This is a genomic window from Pseudomonas sp. Irchel 3E20 (assembly GCF_900187645.1).
Classification (GTDB): domain Bacteria; phylum Pseudomonadota; class Gammaproteobacteria; order Pseudomonadales; family Pseudomonadaceae; genus Aquipseudomonas.
This window is the reverse complement of the sequence record NZ_FYEE01000022.1, coordinates 21,282-34,929: the sequence shown is the minus strand read 5'-3', so window position 1 is coordinate 34,929 and position 13,648 is coordinate 21,282. Positions and strand designations below refer to the sequence as shown.

Below are 13,648 nucleotides of genomic sequence, written 5' to 3'. Positions count from 1 at the left end.
CTTGTTGTCGCCCACTTCGGCCGAGAGCTGGACAAGGCTTTGCGACATCGCCAGCTCATTGGTGGCCACCACCTTCTCCAGCGTGGTCAGGTTCGCCGCGTTGTCGCCTACCTTGGCGTCCAGCGTGGTGGTGCGCTGCGCTATCGCCTCGTTCTCCGAGGCCCGGGTCTTCTCCTCGTTCGCGATGGCTGCCGTGCTGGCCCAGCCCTTGAGTGCATCCACCTTTGATCCGTTGCCGTCATCGTCGCCGCGCCAGGACGAGCGCAACGCGTTGAACGCCGAGGCCTGGGCCGTGACCTTGCCATCGACCGTGGTGATGTCCGTGGTGTTCGTGTTCACCTGCTGGGCCAGGCCGTTGGCGGATTCGACCGACTGCCCCACATCCAGCCAGTAGGTGGCGTTCGGTGGTGGCTTGTTGATCGGAACCGGTCCCTTGGCCTGGTACAGCAACTGGCCCTGGCGCACGATGGCGTTCTTCACGTAGGTCTTGGTCGGGTCGTAGCTCTCGTCCAGCGCATCGATCTGGGTTTGCAGCCCGGGGATTTTCTCGATCTCTTCCTGCAGATCCTTACCGAGCTCCTTCTCGGTGACCTTGCCGGCGAGCGCAGCCAGATATGTCGACACATCATTGGATGTCTGGGCTATAACTCTCAGGAATGCGCTTTTGCCATAGGCATTGGACGAGCGGATGAAATAGTAATAGTTCTTCCAGAAACCAAGGCCGGTATGCGCGAATGAAAGACCGCGGCCCAGATACACAGCCTGTACCGCAGTTTCTATGGGCGAAGTCGTAAAGTAATACTCATACGTCCCGCCATTCAAACCGTTCAGCGCGTTACCAGGAATAAGTACGATATTGTCGATCGAGGACTGAACCGCGCAGGACTCAGGAATGGGCGGCCCATTGATGCTGACCGTAATAGTCGCTTCGCCAGACCTTGTCATTGGCCCGACAGCGGCAACACTCATAGTGTAATTTCCAGATGGAAGCCCATTCAGACTGCATTTCGTGCCGACAGACTGAATCGTATGAGACTGAACTACCGTCGCGCCCTGCCGGACAATCACGGCATATTCCGAGACGATCCCCTGAGAGGGCTGCCAGGAGAGAACGCCTTGAATGACTTCGGCTGTTTTATCCTGCGCCCATACAAGACCTGAAGGCGACCCCAGGCCGCCAGCAGGAAGGCTAATAAAGCCAAGCGGATTGTACGGCTGCCCCACGGCGTCGTCGAAGATTGCCGATTCGTACTGAGAAACCTGTACAACACAGCCCTCCTCATCACCCATAGACCAGTTGGTAACAATGAATTCTCCGAGGATGTTGAGTGACGGCAGATTTATCCTGACCACCCTGCCCGGGCGGCAGTTGTATCCCGCAAAATTCATTGGAATACTAATTGTGCCACCAGCCCGTCGGCGGCGAAGCTCGATGTTGGCCAGGCGCTGCGCCTGATATGGATTCGTCACATAGGAGAATGTCAGCGTTTCCGCAGACTCCCCTCCGTCTTCAATAATCCATTGGGATACGCTGACCTCTGGATAGTCAGTCTCTGTCCAGGACTGAGAGGGATCGATGAAGGTTCCGCGAACAGTGTTGATGGCTGAATCATTTGTTGGCTCAGTGCTTCCAGCAACAGTGCCAACTACCATATCTTCCGTTACTTCGAAGTCATATGGGCCGTAATAGGCGCCAGCCTGAAGCATCCAGCGCCCGCCAACGCGGATCAGCTTTCCCGCGCAGGCCGCTTCAAGCTTCTGCAGAACGCCAGTCCGCTGCTCATCAGCGCCAATTACGCAGGAAGTTCGATAGCGTTGACTAACTGAGCCGCCCGCATTGGAAACCGACTCGTCGCAAACGTTGGCAGCACTGGCAAAAGTAGAAAAGACGATCTCATCGTCAGGCACTCCGCAGCGAGCGCGCAGGTACCAGAGCATATGAAGCGCCGTATTGTCGCTGTATGCCGACGCTCCCGTCCTAGGATCGTAGATATCATTACGGCCTCGCACCACGAATCTGGTGTCGGGTATGCCTGAGGGGAATTTCTCTGCGCTGTATTTAAGCGAAACACGAACAAAGGAAAGACCTCGGCCAATCTGGCTATCCTTCCAATCAGGACAGTTCGCCTTTAGGAATGCGTTAACCTGGGTCGGGTTGACGATCAGCTCATAGGTCGCATTCTCGCCGTAGGTGCTTATTGGCTCCTCACCCAGATAGATATTCTCAAGAGCATCTATCGGCCCCTCGCTCAACACATAAACCAGATGTAACCATTCTCCATTTGAGGTCGTTCCAGTCTGCTCTTGGGCCCAAACAAGAACCCCGCCAGTTGAAACTCGACCAAGGATGAAGCGCGCAGGGGCTTTCGAAGAGCGGACGGTCTGCGCGGATGGCTCGTTATCGCGCAGCGGGGACTTCGCTCCGAGCCTCTCCTGCTGGTCAGCAACATAGAACGCCAGACCTGCCCCAATGGCAGCGCCCACCGGACCGCCCTGCACGAGGCCGATAACGGCCCCAATGGCCACTTGGGCAATCTTCTTAACACCGCCACTCATTCGACTCTCCAGGCGGCCAATGGCTCGCACACAACGCGAGCAACACCGTCATCGGTCGTTGCCCAGTAGTCTCCCGCCCAGAACACGGCCATGCTGCGTCCGCCCGGCGCGTCGTACATCACCACATCGCCACGCTGGATAAAGGCCATCGAAACCCTGGAGAAGCATGCGTCCCAGGCGGCCTCAAGACTGCCGTGCCGCTTCTTGAGCTGACGTTTTGCACCTGCCTCGGTCTTGTACTTCCCTCGGTACTGTTCGGCCGGGTCAGTCCCGCAAACAGCGGCAGTGCAGTCCGCTGCGAAAAGGCAGCAGTCAAATTCGCCCCATGAAAAAGGCCGCCCTTGGGCGGCCTGGATCACATCGTTTAAACGCGTAGTCCAATCTCGATAACGCATGCCTAACTCCCATAGGTAAATACCGGCGCGTCCTTCTTCGAGCCCCAGTAAATTGGCCACTCGGACATCTGGGCGATGGCATAAAAGAAACGATCGCCCTTGTGGCGCGCGCGATGGTTTTCATCGGTGAAGCGCTCGGTGCCGGTACGACTCCACTCTGCCATCCGATCAACCACCGGGACGGTAATGGCGTTGCCTTCCTGTCCATTACCGGCGTAGGAAAACTTGGCCGCATCCATCCGCCCAGAGAACAAGATGTCAGCGGCGTAGCTTCCAGCCTCGTCGAACACCACGAACATGACCTTCGCCGACCGCCCTCGACAGCCGCGAATATTGGTCTCCGAAACGATGTAGGCATCCAGGCCGCTCAAGGAGAGCTCCACTGACATTGGCGAGCCCGAGTTGTCGCTCTCCTGCGACTGGCTGACTTGGCCGAAATTGCCCACACCGTCATAAGTGATCCCGTCGATAACGAGCTGGCCCGTACCGGTGTGGGCGAAGACCATGCCGTCCACAAAATCGAGCTGGACCGCATACACAGGCATGAACTTGCCGGTGGCGATGATATTCACCACGCCCTGGCTGAATGGGAATGAAGATGGCATCAGAAGGCCTCCCTGAATTGGTATGAACCGTTAGCAACAACAGGTCTGACCGACATCGACCATGTATCGGACGTCATTCGCATTTCGGAGTAAGGGTTGAGGTATTCAACCGCGGCGCCGGCGGAAAGGGTTTTTCTGATGCGCTTATTGAGCGACACCGTCACCTGGCCCTGGGCGCTGGACGCTGCAGGGTTGGTAACCTCGAACATCTCGCCAGCGACAGTGATGTAGTCTCCAGCGCTGAAAATTGCTGTGCTCGGCGTAGCACCAGTCAGGACCATCGCCCTAGCCTGCGCATTACCTGACACAACGGTCAGCGTGCCCATGCTCACGGCACGTCGACGAGTGAATGCAGGCATATTGAATGTGCCAAACATCCCGTCCAGCGTTCCAAGGAATGACGAAAGCTCGCGTTCCTGGGCCCTGGTCAGCAACCCGAAGCTCAGCGTGCACTGCCAGTAGGCGCCAGGGTAGCCAACGATCTGCTGGGCATTCGAAAGCGTCGATGTGAACGCACGGCTATTGTTGACTATGCCCCACGTCATTTCTGACGGGCGCAGCGAAGCAGGCCACGTAAGAGCCATGTGGTACTCCTTAAAGGCTTAGCGCCGCGCGATCAGCTGGCGAATTGGTCCGTTCTGCTTCAGGTCACGCATGACCATCTCGTATCCGCCCTTTGCGCCCTGATAAGCGGCGTCCTTCACAAGGCTGATGGTTGCGTCGTCAGGTGTGCCCTGGAAGCTGAACTGCTGGGTGATGCTTGGCGATCCGCCGTTGACTGCGATGCTTTGCGTGGTGCTGCTGGGTGCCGCCGCGGATGCTGGGTCGACGTACCCGCCGTCAGCGCATCCATTCGAATTAGCGTTCATCCGCTCCAGGAACTCGCGCGCGCCAGGCTGACTGACCACTTCCTTCTTGACCACGAACTCGCCGCCGTGGACGACGCCCTTCGGCTCGAACTTGCCGCCATCGCCGGTGTAACCACCTGACGAAAACCCAGTATTCGAGATCGTCTCACTGAAGCCTGTCATGGTTCCGCTGCCAGCGGCGGACGCACCTCCGCCACCAGTCAGGAATCCGAATGCAGTGCTAAGAAATCCTGCTGCCGCCTGCCGCACCTGGATGCGGATCAGGTCAGCAACAACGCCATCAGCAAAGTCCTTGAACGAAAGCTTCCCGGTCTTCACGAAGTTCACCACGGCGTCTTCCATGTTGCCGAAAGCGCTGGTGAACAGGTTGCGGGTTTGTCCGGCCACGTCATTGGCCTGCTCTGCGTAGGTCTGGAGAGCAGATGACGCCCCCAGTGACCAGTCCGACTGGGCCTTGTCCACATCCGTGTAGTACTGCTGCTGCATGCCGAGACGGGTTTGCAGGGCCGAACGCAGGGCTTCGGTCTCCTGACCGTAGAGGTTGTCGCTGATCCGTCCCTCGTTGTGCTGCTGCTCCAGCGCGTCCAGTTGAGACTGGTACTGCTGCTGGATATTGAGCTGCTCCTGCAGGCGCTGCCGCTGCTGATCCCCCATGCCCATACCGGCCAGATTGTTGTCCAGCCCGGTCTGGGCCTTCGCCAACTGGCTTGCAAGGTTGGTCTGGAATGCGGCGAGCTTTTGCAATTCCTCAATTGCGATCTTGCGCAGTTCATTTTCTTTTTCAAGAGCGGCGTTCTGCCTCTGCTGCGCGAGATTCAAATCAGCCATCGCGAGTATCTGTTTTTGCGTAGACGTTAAAGTCTTCTTGTCCTTCAGGTCCGCAATCTGCTGTTCTAGCTCAAGCAGTCTTTTGGCTTCGGCGCCCAAGGACTTCGTTCCGTCAACTTGCAAACCAATCAATGAGCTTTGCTGCTGAAGAACAGCGTTTCGCTGGCGGGCTTCGTCAAGCATCCGCTGCCCAGCATCTTCGGTAACGGCCTTAGGCTTCGGGCCTGCAAACTGTTTTACTGCAGCATCCCGGAGCTGTTGAAGTTCGAGATCCGTGTAAACCTTACCGCCGGTTCCGCCTTTCGCGTCCTTGGCAAGACGATTGATTTCTTCGAGTCGCTTCTTGAGTTTGTCGGCGTTGCTTGCTGACGCTGCTAACTGACTGTTCAGCGATGCTTGTGCGGTAATAGAGAGGTCGTTTTCTTTCCTGACAGTTCCGACCCATTTGGCACGTTCTTTCTCTGCATCAATCTGAAGCTCAAGAAAAGCCAGATCGCCACGATCCTTCGCCACATCACGCGTCTCAATCCCGAGCGCGGCCACTCGCCCGCCCCGCCCTTGATTTGTCTGCAGCCTTTGCCTGATGACTTCCGCCTGCTGCTCCAGGGTTTGAATTCGACCGATATCTTTCGCGGCGTCGAGTGCGCCACTGGCTGCTTCTTTGATTTTGTTCCAAGCGCTCTCGATCAAGCCAAGGTTTTGCGTTACCTGGCCGGTGCGCTCTTCAATAGTTTTTGCGTAGGTATCGGTGAGCAGCTTCGTAGCACCGATCGTGTCGCCTTGCTCCTTGAGAGCCGTGATTTGAGCGTAAGTACTGGCTGTCAGAAAGTGGTACTGATCGTTGAGCTCCTTGGCTGCTGCGACCGGGTCCTTGGCGATCTTTGCAAACTCGGCGATCGTCTCGTCGATAGCCTTGCCGGTGGCCTTTTCCATCTGAAGAGCCGCTTCAGTGATCTCTCCGAAGCTGCCGCTGGCGATCTTCCCATTGCCTGCCAGCTTGGCCAGCACCTCGGCAGCAGCACCAGTAGTGCCGACCGTTGCGCTAACCTTTTGCGCCATCGATGCCAGCTGCATAGCGCTTGTACCGGCAACATTACCGGTGAATATTAGGGACTTGTTGTACTCGTCTGCCTCTTGGCTGCCCTTGTAATAAGCAAGCGTCAATGCGCCCACCGCTACTGCCGCAACCGAAAATGGGTTTACCAAGCCCGCGACGTATCCGCCCAATGCCTTCGACGCCGCACCTATGCCTCCGAAGGAATCTTTGATTTGACTGCCTTGTTGCAGCAAAACTGTCAGCGGTGCTTGGCCGCCCTGCAAGCTGACGAAAATATCGCTGAACTGCGCAGGCAACATTTTCATTGCGGCGGCGGTCTGTTTGGCAGTGTTCCCAGTTCTGCCCATATCGCCATTCAGGCTTTTTAGAGCTGCTCTTTGTGCGGTAATCGCGCTGGACTGGTCTCGGATGATGCTCGAAAATTCCTTGTAGCCAGCCTCTCCGATATCACCTCGTTTGAAGGCGGCGGCCAGGTCGGCCTGGCTTTTTGCAAGCTCCTGCTGCTTTCTGCGAAGAGGGTCGAGCCTGCCGAGCAGTTGCTCAACCTCATCTCGGTAGTAACCATACGACTTACGCGCACCCTCAGCGCTCTTCCCTGTTTCGTTGATGCCTGCCGCTGCTTTGGCCATGGCGCGCTGCGTTGGAATTCCAAGAGCCTCCAGTTCTTCTAAAGCCTCGCGGGTATCCGCTGCTTTCTTTTCCGCATCCCGACTATCGATCTCCAGGACTAAGCGGGACGTTTGCACCATAACTTTTCTCCGGGCAATAAAAAAGCCACCAGTTGGTGGCTTCGAATACTGAAACTCTCTAAAACTTTGCACCGCTTGGAGGCTTAACAATCGTGCAGGTTGATGACTCAACGTAAACTTTGTCGGTCATGGTGCTCGTTGTCTCTACTTTAAGGACCAAGCTAACCCGATCTACTGAGAACTTGCGAGGGTACCGATCAGATTGATATCTCCACATCACTTCCTTTGGGCCGAAGGAAGCTGGAGAGACGAAGTTCAGGCCTTCGCCACTCTTACCACTTTGAAGCGAGGCCGTGCCGGCTTGCCGATCAAGCACGACGACAAGATCGTCAGCCCTTTTATCGACGCCAGGACATGAGAGATAAGTAGCGTTCGATGCTGCAAGTGCTCCCTGAGATACGAAAGCAAGAAGCAGTCCTTTCAATAATTTTCGCATGGTGACTTCCTTTTCCCGATGGCAGCAATCTACCACCCTCCACTGGAAGCGCCAAAGCCCAGCAGGCAGTGGGATGATTCAGTACTTGTCGCGAAACCGTGCAGCAACGCGCACCAAGTAATTCATGATCTCCCGCTCACGCGCCTTTCCGTGGGCGTCCGGGTGAAGAAAAGCGATGAGGGAATAGCGGTCTTCCTCGTACAGTCCCTGCGTATAAACCAAGGCTGCATCCCGATTAGCGGAATTCATCGGGCAGGTGCGGTCGTGTTGAGGGCGCTTATCAGGGAAGACTGTAGGCGGCAGGGCAATATGAATATGCATTAAGCCAGCATCTATTGCCGCGTCAGGCTTCACGTAAGCAGCTTCGCGGCCGAAATACTGCGGGAGGCATAAGCGATTGCTGGAAATGTATCGAGTGAAATCACTGACAAGGACATTAAGCAGACCTGGGTAGTCTGTCAAAACGTCGCGAAACAGGGCTTCATAGGTCTCGGAATTAAACTCTACGACTACCGACATCCTCTAGCCCACTAGGCGATGTAGGCGGTCTGTAGCCATATCTGCCAATGCCCTTAGGCCATTGGAATCGATACTGCTATCAAACACCTGAGGGTCGCTCAGGCGCTGATTGATCAAAATCTCATTGCGTACTGCCAAAGACCTTGCCTTTGCCAGTTGTCGGCGAAGGGTCTGATACTCTTCGCCAATGACAGGAAGAGCTGCAAGCGGAGCTCCCTCCTTGTTAGCCTCCTCCAGCGCTCGAAGGCTCTGAACGACCTCGGCATAAGGATGCTCAATCAGCACGTACTTCGGGATAAAGCCGTCAGCAGATAGAATATGACAGCTTTCTTCCAAAGACTTGTGCATTTGACGAAGATCTGCGATGGCAGCCTTGATGCTTTGTCGCAGCCTTGCCTTTTGCTCAAGCTCATGCTTTGAAGTCACGCCAGGCTTGATAATATCTACCACCTGAGGCGCGGCAGCAGCAATTTGGGCGCACGAAGTCGAAACACTCAGCGCCAGGCTGAGCATCGCCACTTTTGAAAATGGAACCTTTGTGCGGGACATGCTGCCCTCCCGGGCCATGAATCTTTCACCACTAAGCATAGCGCCTGCGGCATTACAACTCAATTCCTCGTCACCAGGAACGACTGATTCTCGACCGCTGGACATACATTACCCCTCTTGAAGGCAAATTGGGCTGACGCCTCCAATCAAGACAATCACTCAATCCGCCTGTACGAATCGACAGTAACGCCCGACTACCGGCCAGTAGTAGCCTCCTGCCACACGCAAGGATTCCCCAGCCCTACGCCTGCAAGCCCAAGGACTGGGATAGCGCCAATATCGGCGCGTTTATGACCTGGAGGTCGGCATGAGCAGCTTTGAAGGAGCCCTGATTACTCATAGGGGTGTCACATTTGCCGTTGTTATCGTAAAGCACCACTACACGTCATCATCTAGCGCAGCGCAGCCGGTCCGCGAATCGTTCCAGCCGCACTTTCCAGGAGTTCCCGTTGTTCTTGCGTCACAAGATTCGCGGGGAACCTTCCGGTATCACGGTCGGCAAGATCTGGCCAAACTTCTTGCAAGCCTCCACCCTTCCCAGATTCCGTGGCGCAAATACCACACGTAACTGAGACCATCTCGTACTTGGCTCCCGCAGGTATGGATCTGTTCATTTTTGCTCCTGCGGGCCAGCCGCTTCATGTTGGTTGTCAATCATCGCTGTCGTCGTCCAGGCACACCGCATCCAGCGCAAACATTACATCGTCGATCTCATCGCGCGGCAGCGGCGGCGGGTGCGATTCCAGCCAATCGGATATTTCCCGAGCGGATAACGGCAGTGGGAATGCGCCAGCCATTGTGGACAGGAAACGCCGACCTCGTGTGATGTTGCGGAAGGTGTTCAGCATGTAGGCCGTGATTGAGTCTTTCTCAGGCTCATCAGGTACAGCCATCCTCAGCGCCTGGTAGATCAGGCCGCGCTTTTCGGTTTGGCCGGCCCACTCTTTTTCCCACTCGAAGCGGGCGACGGCTTTTTTACGGTTTCAGCCAGCTCTTCGGCGCTCTCTGCGGCTACAGACGAGCCGCCGCGCAGAACGAATATGAAGAATTCCAGGTTGTGATCCAGCAACTGTGCAGCCGCAGCCGGGGTGTACTTCAGTGGGTTGCCATCGGCATCCAGAACGCCTGACCAGTCCTTCACGATGAAGTGGCTCAGCAGCATGGCGTGGTTCTGGTGCTCGGTCAGCTCGCCCGACACTACGCCAACCTGCCCCTCTTCGAATCGGGCATCGTTGCGCGCGATGCGGCGGCGCATGCGCTCCAGGCCTACCTGATACTCGGCATTGTCGATGCCGGCCAGGAGAATTTTGGTGTCCTTATCGAACTCGACCCAGCGCTCACCGTGGGCCGCATCTTTTTTCTTGGTCATCTGCAAAGCCATGTTAAATCCTCAACGCCACACCAATAAAAGGACCGTCCCGGCCGGCGTTAATGCCGGGACAGTCAAAGGTTTGTTCGGGGTTAAGCGGTGACCGTGATGGCTGCGGTGCTGGTCTTGGTCGGGTCAGAAACGCTGGTCGCGGTGATGACGGCTGAGCCGACAGACACGCCAGTTACCAGGCCGGAGGCGCTGACAGTCGCAACACCAGGCGTTGCACTCGACCATGTCGCGTTCTGTGAAGAGCCTGCCGGCAAGGCTGATGCCGTGAGCTGGCTAGTTGCCGAAACTGCGATAGAGGCCGAGGTCGGCGCAACTGACACGCTTGCCACTGCAACAAACGGCACCCGAGTGATGGTTGGGGCGATCTTGGCCACGGTGTAGTTCAGGCTCACCTGGATGATGTCCCGCTTTCCGCCATTCGGAAGCTCGCCGTCAATCTCGATGCTTGGGAAGTTGAACGTGTACTGGTTGCCCAGGCTGTCCTTGATCGGGAACACAACCGAGAAAGGCTTGCGGCTCAACTGTTCTTTCCAGATTAGCCATGCAGCCTTGGACCAGGCCAGGGTCAGCGTGCCAGTAATGGCCGCCTCGGTCGCAATGAGCGCGCCGGGGCCGAGCTTGCCGCTACCTAGGCAGCGCTGCACTTGCATGGTGTTATCGACTGCAATGTTGACCGCCGACACACAGGCCTGGCCCACCAGAGAAACGCCATCAACGAGGATGTCACCCACAGCAAGACTGGACATGAAAGGCGTGGTGGTTGGCGCGGCCGCACCGGTAACGAACGACGCTTCAGCGTCTTCATAGTCCAGAGCCTGGCCACCAATGGTCAGGATGACCTTGCCCTGCTCCGGAATGTCGATAGAGCCAGTAGCGGCGTGGACGCCTTTGAACAGGCTGTAAACCCCGATATCGGTGAACCCCTTCTGCACACTGAAGGTGTGCCGAGTATCGCCGATGGTGAGCGCGTTGGCCGTCCAGCTGCCATAGAAAAGTGCTTCCAGCCACTCGTCAAAGGAGCCGAAAGACATCTCGCCGGTCAGGTCGCCGCCGATGGTCAAACCGGTTACCACAGAACCTTGGCTGATTCGGCTGTCGGTGATCTCGTCAGAGATCTCGGTGTCTGGCGTTGGCGACAGAGTGTTGCCGGTGACGCGCATCGTCTTCCAGGCGCCGGCTGCAGGCGCCACAGGCGTAGTGCCTGGAACAACCTCTTTGATGTAGTGCGTTACGATTTTTGCGCCAGAGCTCATTGGAGTCTCCTATTCGCGGGCATAAAAAAACCCGCAAGGCGCGGGCGTGGCGGTATGTCGTGATTCAGCCGGCGCGAAACCGGATGTTGACGTTGATTTGGTAGAAGCCCTCAAACTCACCGGCGACGACCTGGCTGGCCTCCCTGCATTCGAGGTCGCCGGACATCCAGTAGGCGAAGTGCACTTCGAGCGCGTCGGCCAGTTCGTTGATGGCCTTGGTGCCGGTGCGCTCCCGGGCGAAGCACTGGATGTTTATCTGGCCAGGCTTGCGGGTGTAAGGCCTATCAGCCATGCCGGCCATGAAGGCCGTGGCGTGCTGGATATTCAGGCGGCACCAGAGGCCGGTCGCCGGTGGCGTGAACACTTCCGGCTGATTGGGATAATCGATTTGTTCTCGAGTCACCCCTGGGAATGACGCCATGCGCGAGTTGATCAGCTCTCTGATTTGCTCGTAGGTCATTTGTAGGCCTCACTCACACCAATGAACGCCAAGTCATATACCCCGCCTGGCGCCTGCGAGGAATGCCCCAGTTCCAGCATCTCGCCGTAGGGGCTATTCGTCTGGATGTAGATGACCGGGAACTGGCCCGAGGCCTTTATCAGCATGCTGCCCTTGTTGATCGTTTCGCGGCCTGAAGGATCGACGTTGTCAGTCACGCTCATGTCGGGAGCGCCGATCGATACCAGGTGACTACCTCGGAACGTGCCGCCGATGTAGCCCTTCCCCGCTGCCTGTGCTTTGACGAAGTAGTTCTCTTCGCGCTCGCGCTTGGTCAGCTTCTTGAAGGCCCGGCCACCTGTGCGCGCCGCGTTGCGGGCGTCGACGTTCGCGTCATAGGCATCAGCCAGCGCCACGTTCTTCGTGCGCAGCGCCACGTTGGACTGCCACAGGTCAGGGTTGCCGACCGGCGAACGATTCACCACCTCCGTGAGCATGGCAGTCGCGATGACGCGCGCCATCTGGGTAATGTCTTCGCCAGCCTGATCGGCGAAGTCCGTGAGGCTATGACTCCAGCCCGCCTTGTTCGTCATCAGACTTTCCTCAGCTGGATCTCGTAATGGGCGCCGGCCGGGTCGGTCTGGACGTCGACCACGTCGAAATCGTTGATCTTGTGGCCGATGTCAGGAACACCGCCGATCGTTTCGTTGGTAAGCGCGATCAGCAGCTGGTCGGTGGCGCGGATGTTCACGCCATCGACCTGAGCAATCTTGAATGCGTCGAACACGCCCCGGCCGGTATAGGCGATTACAACAGGCTCTCCTGCCGCTTCAGTGACCGGATCCCACGTTCCGGGCAGCGTCACGCCGCCGCTGAATGGATTCACAGCGTCCGCCAGATCAGTGTCGAAGGCCTCGGCCAGATCCGCCTGGATCTCTTCACGTAGGCCCATGGGTCACCCCCGATCTACGCGGAACGAGAACGGGCTCGACCGCCAAGGCGAAAGCAGCGCCAGCGCAAACTGGACATCACCGGGCTTGGCAATGATCTTGCTGCTGTCCAGCGAGGCATACGTCTTGCTGGTGCTGACCGATCCGGCCTTGACCGTCTTGGCTTCGAGCGATCCCTCGGTCTGCTGCTGGTACAGCTTGCCCTCAGAGGCGACCCTGGCCAGCTCAGCGCCGGCCTGCTTCACCTCTTCCGGGACGGCATCCATGTCGACACCGACCAGGTTCAGCGAGGTCAGATAGGCATTCGCCTGCAACACGGCGCGGGCTTTCTTGTCATCTGGCGCCCATGTAGGGCCCAGGATGGCGTCAACGTCCGCCACAGTGATGTAGGTAGCCATCTGGCCTCCGCTTGAATGAGTGGGGCCGCAGCCCCGGTATTACTGCTTGTCGAGCTCGGCGACCTGCTTTTGGAGCGACTCTTTCGAGGCGTTGGCGCGGTAAGTGACCTTGGCCGCGTCCAGCTTGGCCTTCAGGTCGGCAATTTCCTTTGCCTCGGCGTCTGCCTGACTGGTTTTGGCGGCCTGCTGGAGAAGGTCGTCCACCTGCAGTTGCAGGGCCTTCACCCTCTCCACCTCGCCGTCACGCTCGTTGCGCAAACTCTGCACGCCAGCATTGACCGCTTCGAACACCTGGAACAGGCGCCCAGCCACAGACCCAAGCTCGCCTTCGGGGCGCGCCAGCTCTCGACCGGCGAATGACTCGACGATCAGGCCGACAGACTCAAGCTCGGCGCGGAAGGCGTCGATATCGACACTGGAATTGCCGTCGCCGATCAGCAGCACCTTCGGCAGCTCCTTGACCGTCACGTCAGGCACATCGCCGGCAGCATCTTCACGGCTTTCGGTAACACTTGCGTCGACGATGCGCAGGCCATTCGCCTTGGCCAATGCCTTCACGTCTTCCTGGTACTGGTGGAATGGACCGGGCAGATACCAGATGTTCTTGTTACTCATGATCGTGTCCTCGCCAAGCCGGGCGCTGGGCCCGACTCAGCTTTTAGGG

16 protein-coding genes are annotated in these 13,648 nt (G+C 57.5%); all 16 read right to left on the bottom strand.

Annotated features, from left to right (window positions below):
- Window positions 1–2,556: host specificity protein J (locus tag CKW13_RS23710; protein ID WP_095111188.1), on the bottom strand; the 2,556-nt coding region annotated here is incomplete at its 3' end.
- Window positions 2,553–2,951, bottom strand: a complete 399-nt coding sequence (locus tag CKW13_RS23705; protein WP_095111187.1) for a hypothetical protein — start codon at window positions 2,949–2,951, stop codon at window positions 2,553–2,555. The genes CKW13_RS23705 and CKW13_RS23710, both read right to left, overlap by 4 nt.
- A gap of 2 nt (window positions 2,952–2,953) precedes the next feature.
- Window positions 2,954–3,556, bottom strand: coding sequence for a hypothetical protein (locus CKW13_RS23700; protein WP_095111186.1), 603 nt, complete (start codon window positions 3,554–3,556; stop codon window positions 2,954–2,956).
- Window positions 3,556–4,140, bottom strand: coding sequence for a hypothetical protein (locus CKW13_RS23695; RefSeq protein WP_095111185.1), 585 nt, complete (start codon window positions 4,138–4,140; stop codon window positions 3,556–3,558). Before CKW13_RS23695 ends, CKW13_RS23700 begins: the two co-directional genes overlap by 1 nt.
- 18 nt (window positions 4,141–4,158) lie before the next feature.
- On the bottom strand, window positions 4,159–7,059 hold the full coding sequence (locus tag CKW13_RS23690; protein WP_095111184.1) for a phage tail tape measure protein: 2,901 nt from the start codon (window positions 7,057–7,059) through the stop codon (window positions 4,159–4,161).
- Between the two features lie 58 nt (window positions 7,060–7,117).
- Window positions 7,118–7,495 (bottom strand): hypothetical protein, encoded by a 378-nt coding sequence (locus CKW13_RS24345; RefSeq protein ID WP_141234022.1) that lies wholly within the window; start codon window positions 7,493–7,495, stop codon window positions 7,118–7,120.
- Between the two features lie 78 nt (window positions 7,496–7,573).
- Window positions 7,574–8,014: a type II toxin-antitoxin system YafO family toxin gene (locus CKW13_RS23685; RefSeq protein ID WP_095111183.1), complete on the bottom strand. Its 441-nt coding sequence runs from the start codon at window positions 8,012–8,014 to the stop codon at window positions 7,574–7,576.
- Between the two features lie 3 nt (window positions 8,015–8,017).
- Entirely contained in the window at window positions 8,018–8,563 is a 546-nt protein-coding gene (locus CKW13_RS23680) for a hypothetical protein (RefSeq protein WP_095111194.1), read from the bottom strand.
- A 650-nt stretch (window positions 8,564–9,213) separates the two neighbouring features.
- A complete protein-coding gene (locus CKW13_RS23670; RefSeq protein ID WP_095111182.1) occupies window positions 9,214–9,456 on the bottom strand; it encodes a hypothetical protein in 243 nt (80 codons plus the stop codon).
- A gap of 17 nt (window positions 9,457–9,473) precedes the next feature.
- Window positions 9,474–9,944, bottom strand: a complete 471-nt coding sequence (locus CKW13_RS23665; RefSeq protein ID WP_095111181.1) for a hypothetical protein — start codon at window positions 9,942–9,944, stop codon at window positions 9,474–9,476.
- 80 nt (window positions 9,945–10,024) lie between these two features.
- Window positions 10,025–11,197: a phage tail tube protein gene (locus tag CKW13_RS23660; RefSeq protein WP_095111180.1), complete on the bottom strand. Its 1,173-nt coding sequence runs from the start codon at window positions 11,195–11,197 to the stop codon at window positions 10,025–10,027.
- A 64-nt stretch (window positions 11,198–11,261) separates the two neighbouring features.
- Window positions 11,262–11,657, bottom strand: a complete 396-nt coding sequence (locus CKW13_RS23655; RefSeq protein ID WP_095111179.1) for a phage tail terminator-like protein — start codon at window positions 11,655–11,657, stop codon at window positions 11,262–11,264.
- Window positions 11,654–12,229, bottom strand: a complete 576-nt coding sequence (locus CKW13_RS23650) for a hypothetical protein (RefSeq protein ID WP_095111178.1) — start codon at window positions 12,227–12,229, stop codon at window positions 11,654–11,656. The genes CKW13_RS23655 and CKW13_RS23650 overlap by 4 nt, the downstream gene beginning before the upstream one ends.
- Window positions 12,229–12,588, bottom strand: a complete 360-nt coding sequence (locus CKW13_RS23645) for a hypothetical protein (protein ID WP_095111177.1) — start codon at window positions 12,586–12,588, stop codon at window positions 12,229–12,231. Before CKW13_RS23645 ends, CKW13_RS23650 begins: the two co-directional genes overlap by 1 nt.
- A gap of 3 nt (window positions 12,589–12,591) precedes the next feature.
- Entirely contained in the window at window positions 12,592–12,984 is a 393-nt protein-coding gene (locus CKW13_RS23640) for a protein singed (protein WP_095111176.1), read from the bottom strand.
- A gap of 39 nt (window positions 12,985–13,023) precedes the next feature.
- Window positions 13,024–13,599, bottom strand: coding sequence for a hypothetical protein (locus tag CKW13_RS23635; protein ID WP_095111175.1), 576 nt, complete (start codon window positions 13,597–13,599; stop codon window positions 13,024–13,026).
- Window positions 13,600–13,648: the final 49 nt, after the last annotated feature.

What these genes read in the sequence shown, in the direction of transcription:
- CKW13_RS23705 (WP_095111187.1), bottom strand. Translation starts at nt 2,951, where the DNA reads ATGCGTTATCGAGATTGGACTACGCGTTTAAACGATGTGATCCAGGCC.
- CKW13_RS23700 (WP_095111186.1), bottom strand. Translation starts at nt 3,556, where the DNA reads ATGCCATCTTCATTCCCATTCAGCCAGGGCGTGGTGAATATCATCGCC.
- CKW13_RS23695 (WP_095111185.1), bottom strand. Translation starts at nt 4,140, where the DNA reads ATGGCTCTTACGTGGCCTGCTTCGCTGCGCCCGTCAGAAATGACGTGG.
- CKW13_RS23690 (WP_095111184.1), bottom strand. Translation starts at nt 7,059, where the DNA reads ATGGTGCAAACGTCCCGCTTAGTCCTGGAGATCGATAGTCGGGATGCG.
- CKW13_RS24345 (WP_141234022.1), bottom strand. Translation starts at nt 7,495, where the DNA reads ATGCGAAAATTATTGAAAGGACTGCTTCTTGCTTTCGTATCTCAGGGA.
- CKW13_RS23685 (WP_095111183.1), bottom strand. Translation starts at nt 8,014, where the DNA reads ATGTCGGTAGTCGTAGAGTTTAATTCCGAGACCTATGAAGCCCTGTTT.
- CKW13_RS23680 (WP_095111194.1), bottom strand. Translation starts at nt 8,563, where the DNA reads ATGTCCCGCACAAAGGTTCCATTTTCAAAAGTGGCGATGCTCAGCCTG.
- CKW13_RS23670 (WP_095111182.1), bottom strand. Translation starts at nt 9,456, where the DNA reads ATGGCTGTACCTGATGAGCCTGAGAAAGACTCAATCACGGCCTACATG.
- CKW13_RS23665 (WP_095111181.1), bottom strand. Translation starts at nt 9,944, where the DNA reads ATGGCTTTGCAGATGACCAAGAAAAAAGATGCGGCCCACGGTGAGCGC.
- CKW13_RS23660 (WP_095111180.1), bottom strand. Translation starts at nt 11,197, where the DNA reads ATGAGCTCTGGCGCAAAAATCGTAACGCACTACATCAAAGAGGTTGTT.
- CKW13_RS23655 (WP_095111179.1), bottom strand. Translation starts at nt 11,657, where the DNA reads ATGACCTACGAGCAAATCAGAGAGCTGATCAACTCGCGCATGGCGTCA.
- CKW13_RS23650 (WP_095111178.1), bottom strand. Translation starts at nt 12,229, where the DNA reads ATGACGAACAAGGCGGGCTGGAGTCATAGCCTCACGGACTTCGCCGAT.
- CKW13_RS23645 (WP_095111177.1), bottom strand. Translation starts at nt 12,588, where the DNA reads ATGGGCCTACGTGAAGAGATCCAGGCGGATCTGGCCGAGGCCTTCGAC.
- CKW13_RS23640 (WP_095111176.1), bottom strand. Translation starts at nt 12,984, where the DNA reads ATGGCTACCTACATCACTGTGGCGGACGTTGACGCCATCCTGGGCCCT.
- CKW13_RS23635 (WP_095111175.1), bottom strand. Translation starts at nt 13,599, where the DNA reads ATGAGTAACAAGAACATCTGGTATCTGCCCGGTCCATTCCACCAGTAC.